The sequence below is a fragment of the Anaerotignum lactatifermentans DSM 14214 genome, from assembly GCF_900142265.1.
In the GTDB taxonomy this organism is placed as follows: Bacteria; Bacillota; Clostridia; order Lachnospirales; family Anaerotignaceae; genus Anaerotignum; species Anaerotignum lactatifermentans.
In genome coordinates this window covers 1-4,557 of sequence record NZ_FRAH01000124.1, presented here as the reverse complement: position 1 = coordinate 4,557, position 4,557 = coordinate 1, and the positions used below count along the sequence as shown (strand labels likewise).

Below are 4,557 nucleotides of genomic sequence, written 5' to 3'. Positions count from 1 at the left end.
ATAACGCAGGAGGTTTCTTTCTTATACTAAAGTATTTTTACCTACCCCCAGTTGAACTGGGGGTTTTGTCATACCTGTTCGGCGTACAATAAAAGCGGGAAGAAAACCAAAATTTCATTTGATTTCTTCCCGCTATCGCCAAAATAAAAAATGCGTGACTGATATGTAAAAACACATAACAATCACGCATATAATCCTTAAACAGCCTATTCCAGTATACGCTGGAATAAAAAACAATCTTTAAGTTTAAGATAGCACGGTTTTATGGTACTGTCAAGAATACAATCCTATAACATAAAATAATAAATCTTTCACGATGAAAATTTAATGAATTGTAACTTTAATGTGCAGTCCTTTGTTCCGCCTAAAACCGTAGGAATTGTTTCTACATCTACTTCTTTTTCAGGCAAAAGATTTTGTAGTATACATAAGATACTGTTTCTTGAACATTCACAATGAGATACATCTGTTACATTTCCAGACAAAACTTCTTCACAAACACATTTTAGTATCCAACTTCATAAATATGTCTTGGCTCAATTATTTTTGCTATAAATGCATTTGTATTGCCATAGTTTTATAGTGTGAGTCTAAATTACATCCACATTCTTTAAATCGTATTTGTTAAACAGATAGAACTATGTTCTATTAATATCCTACTAACTATATACTATTTCCAATGATTTAATGTTGGCAGTAATCGTTTCATATACGCTCTTATCTCTTCTGAAGAAAAACTCTCATTAGACATATTTTCTGAACAATAGGCAATTAAATCGTCCATATTAGAATAAGTAAATTTTCCGTTTTCATAGCACCATTTGCAGTAATCTTCATTCCATGTGCCATCAACTTCTTTACTGATATTAAAATCATCAAGAGGCATGCCACAACATTGACAAATCAGTTGTCTTGGCGAACCTAAAATAGTATTGATTGAAACATCAAATATTTTTGATAGTAATTTTAACGTTTCTGTATTTGGTATAGTCTCTCCATTTTCCCATCTGGAAACTGCTTGTCTTGTTACATATACTTTTTCTGCAAGTTCATCCTGTGACAATCCACATTTTGTTCTAAGATTAAATATTATTTCTTTTGTTTCCATATATAATCACCTCAGAAACATAGTATCATTGGATCTATATTAAATAAGTGGACACGATTTATAAACAGATGTACCATAATACTAGACACCAAAATGAGGTATCTTTATGACTAAAAAATTATTATGATGAAGATTTCAAACGAATTCTTGTTGAGTTCTATCATAATGGCAAACACAAGCTTCTCTGATTAAAGAGTATGGTATTTCTCAAACTGCTCTTTCCAGATGGATCAAGCAATACTCCACTGTTGAAACATCTAATGGTGAAATTCTGACTACGAAACAGATTCAGGAACTCCAGAAAAGAAATGCGCAGCTTGAAGAAGAAAAACTCATCCTAAAAACGATTACCATCTTCACGTCACACTTAAACAAAGATTAAATTCAGTTTATAGACACTTCGATTACAGCATAATATCAAAACCCTTTGCCATATACTTAACGTAAACCGAAGCACTTATTACAAACATTTTTATTCTCTGCCTTCTTCCAGAACCATTGAAAATCAGAATATTAAACAAATGATTCTGTACATTTACGCCGACTACGATAAACGCATCGGTGCTTATAAAATCGCATATATCTTAGGTTGTGTCTGTGGTCTTTACATTAGCGTCGGTCAAGTGTACCGCCTGATGCATTCTATGCAGATCCCACCTATGTCCACAGTAAAAACAAAATCCATTTCTCGCACAAAAGAGTTGTCCGACTTTTATGTTGATTGTCACTATACGAAATGGAACCAACATTCTGGGAGCGGCAAGGAAATCCAGCCATTCCCAGAAAATATGTTTAAAAATCGTGTCTTTTTATTGACTATAGTCCACAAATTTATTTTATGATATACTTTGTACCCCTTCCTTTTCCTTCAATTTTCACTAAACTTTTTTGTCCCATGGATTTTAATACCTGTGTTGTCTTTGATTTTCCAAAAGGTACATAGGGTGCAATTTCACTTATTGGTTTCAGCATTGTTTTGCTTAAAACTTTGTAAACTATCTTTTCATCTTCTGTTAAATTTAAGTTTTTCTCAAAAACTGGAAGTACGATCTTAATTGTATTTTCTGATACTTCAAATTCCGGTTGTTTTAATCCTTCTTCATAGAGTTGTTTTATTCGTGTGATTCCCGTACCAAATATTTCGACGAACCCTAATCTGTAAAATACATTTGCAAGATTTCTATTTCTTAAAATAGAAAGTTTTCCAGACAAATATTCTTCTTCTGTTATTCCAAATGGCAAACCACCAGGCGAAACCACTTCAATTCTATCATCAAACATCAAAATCCTTATTTGTGACTCAACATCCCAGACTCTATGAATCAATGCATTTGCAATGGCTTCCCTGAATGCAGCCTCTGGTATCTTTTCTACTTTTTTTCTATCAGAACCTTGTATTTCTTCGTATTGATAATAATCTCTGAATACTTCTAATGTTTTATCATATACAGTCAAAATAGATATATGATCAAATGTTGCTCTTTTGTGAATCACACTGATGTTTTCTCCGAACTTCACAATATCAATACCAGGGAAATGATTTTTATCTGCCAAAAGTCCTGCCGCATTATTATATCCATTCACATTATCATACAAGTTCAAGGTTTTTAATGTATCTTGGTTAAATGTTTCAATCTGGATACATTCTTTTAATTTTTGATACAAAATATCAAAAGTCAGTTCTTGATCTGCGCATGGTAATTCTTCATATCTAATATTTTTCCCTTCTAAAATCAATCTTGACAACTCCAATGTATCAACTTCGATTGTTGCGGTGTCATTTCGTTTGTATGCTTTTGATTTATATAAATATGGCTTCTGGAATCCACTTTTTACAGTCAATTTTATTGTTTGGTCGTGATTCTGCAATTCCAGCGTGTAGTTGGGCTGTGGAGTAATACTGTCATTTATTTTGTTTTCAATATCCAGACATGCTTGCTTCACATTGGGCAAGCCTATCACATTCCCCTCATCATCGATACCAAAAAATATTTCTCCACCTTCATAATTTGAAAAAGCACTCACTGTTTTTAAAAATGTATTTGTAATCGTTTCTTTGAATTCTATTCTTCTCGTTTCACGCATATAAAACACTTCCTTTCTCACACTATCAACCATATTATATGTTAAAACAATCAAAAAAACAATCGCAAATTTTTACGATTGTTTTTTGATTGTTTTTATTTGATTCATTTAAAACCAATACCCTGTATTGCACTTTATTTTTATTCTATATGAAAATTTAACTCTTATTCTACTTTAGTATATGTCTTAGAGTATGTTTAATGTGTAAAGCAGATAATCTTTCTTTTCTCTATCTAACTGAGAAAACTTTTGGATCACAAATTCCACTTCTTCATCTATTTTATATATTTTATTTTCCCTCTCTAATAAAGAACCTACAGGTACTTCAAAAAAGTTTGCTATTTTTAATAAGGTATCAATATCCGGTTCAGTTCTGCCGGATTCATAATTGGCTATCGCTGTGCAGCCATATCCCAAAGCCTCAGCTAACTTTGATTGTGTTACTTTTCGGCTTCGTCTTAATGTTTTCAGGATTTGAGGAAAATCAGACATCAAATCATCTCCTTTGACAAAAAAGCCTGTCTTTTTTCTTGCAAAATATAACATCATTTTTGTCTCACTTTTACAACCAATATTCCATTATTTTTCGGATAAACTAAAGTGGTGCAAAAAATGAGACAAAGAGGTGATAGCTATGCCAAAACCAAGAACAAGTTCAGGCGAAAAAAATTTGATAAGCACTCGATTAAAAGAATTGCGTGAGATGCATAGTATGTCCCAAAGGGACTTGGCAAGCGCCCTTCAACTTTTGGGTATTGATATGGATAAGAATGTTATCACTCGTATTGAAACAAATAAGAGATATGTGACTGATTTAGAAATACAGGCGCTTTCCAAATTGTTTCATGTAAGCTGTGATTATTTGATCAATGGAACAAATGAGTAGTTTTTGAAATTTTGTCTCACTTTTACAACCGATTATAGATTTATTCTTCTTGATTATCAATACAAATACAGAAAAATATATAGTATTTTTTTCGACAATAATCGACAAACGAAGAAAAAAGCTGTGAATATTTTGGATTCACAGCTTTTTTGTGGCAGTGTGAAACTTTTTCTGTAAATATGTAATTGAAGAGGTTCTTCTATGGTAAAATTTAAATCATAGGAGGACCTTTTATTATGGCAAAACAGAAGAAACCCATACATCGGGTACAAATGACAGAGGGAAAACGAAACATTATTCATCAGCTCATGGAAGAATACGATATTCAGACAGCTGAGGATATTCAGGAAGCTCTAAAGGATCTTCTTGGTGGAACCATCAAAGAAATGATGGAAGCCGAAATGGACAACCATCTTGGTTATGAAAAATCTGAGCGTTCTGACAATGATGATTACCGAAATGGGTATAAACGCAAACG

The 4,557-nt window shown here is 32.5% G+C and carries 5 protein-coding genes; 2 read left to right on the top strand and 3 right to left on the bottom strand.

Translation table 11 applies throughout. The annotated features are described in order from the left end of the window. Positions 1-670: 670 nt before the first annotated feature. The 3 genes from BUB35_RS17815 to BUB35_RS17795 form a co-directional block, all read right to left on the bottom strand. A complete protein-coding gene (locus BUB35_RS17815; RefSeq protein ID WP_072853939.1) occupies positions 671-1,108 on the bottom strand; it encodes a zinc ribbon domain-containing protein in 438 nt (145 codons plus the stop codon). Positions 1,109-1,939: 831 nt separating this feature from the next. Continuing rightward, entirely contained in the window at positions 1,940-3,193 is a 1,254-nt protein-coding gene (locus tag BUB35_RS17800; protein ID WP_072853934.1) for an ATP-binding protein, read from the bottom strand. 186 nt (positions 3,194-3,379) lie between these two features. Then, positions 3,380-3,742, bottom strand: a complete 363-nt coding sequence (locus BUB35_RS17795; RefSeq protein WP_084730775.1) for a helix-turn-helix domain-containing protein — start codon at positions 3,740-3,742, stop codon at positions 3,380-3,382. Positions 3,743-3,827: 85 nt separating this feature from the next. Here BUB35_RS17795 and BUB35_RS17790 point away from each other — a divergent pair, with 85 nt between their 5' ends. Together BUB35_RS17790 and BUB35_RS17785 are read left to right on the top strand one after the other, a co-directional pair. Next, positions 3,828-4,079 carry a helix-turn-helix domain-containing protein gene (locus BUB35_RS17790; RefSeq protein ID WP_072853929.1) on the top strand — a complete coding sequence of 84 codons (252 nt, stop codon included), beginning with the start codon at positions 3,828-3,830 and terminating at the stop codon, positions 4,077-4,079. A gap of 236 nt (positions 4,080-4,315) precedes the next feature. Beyond that, on the top strand, positions 4,316-4,557 hold a 242-nt coding region (locus tag BUB35_RS17785; protein ID WP_072853926.1), incomplete at its 3' end, for a transposase.

What these genes read in the sequence shown, in the direction of transcription:
- BUB35_RS17795 (WP_084730775.1), bottom strand. Translation starts at nt 3,742, where the DNA reads ATGATGTTATATTTTGCAAGAAAAAAGACAGGCTTTTTTGTCAAAGGA.
- BUB35_RS17815 (WP_072853939.1), bottom strand. Translation starts at nt 1,108, where the DNA reads ATGGAAACAAAAGAAATAATATTTAATCTTAGAACAAAATGTGGATTG.
- BUB35_RS17800 (WP_072853934.1), bottom strand. Translation starts at nt 3,193, where the DNA reads ATGCGTGAAACGAGAAGAATAGAATTCAAAGAAACGATTACAAATACA.
- BUB35_RS17790 (WP_072853929.1), top strand. Translation starts at nt 3,828, where the DNA reads ATGCCAAAACCAAGAACAAGTTCAGGCGAAAAAAATTTGATAAGCACT.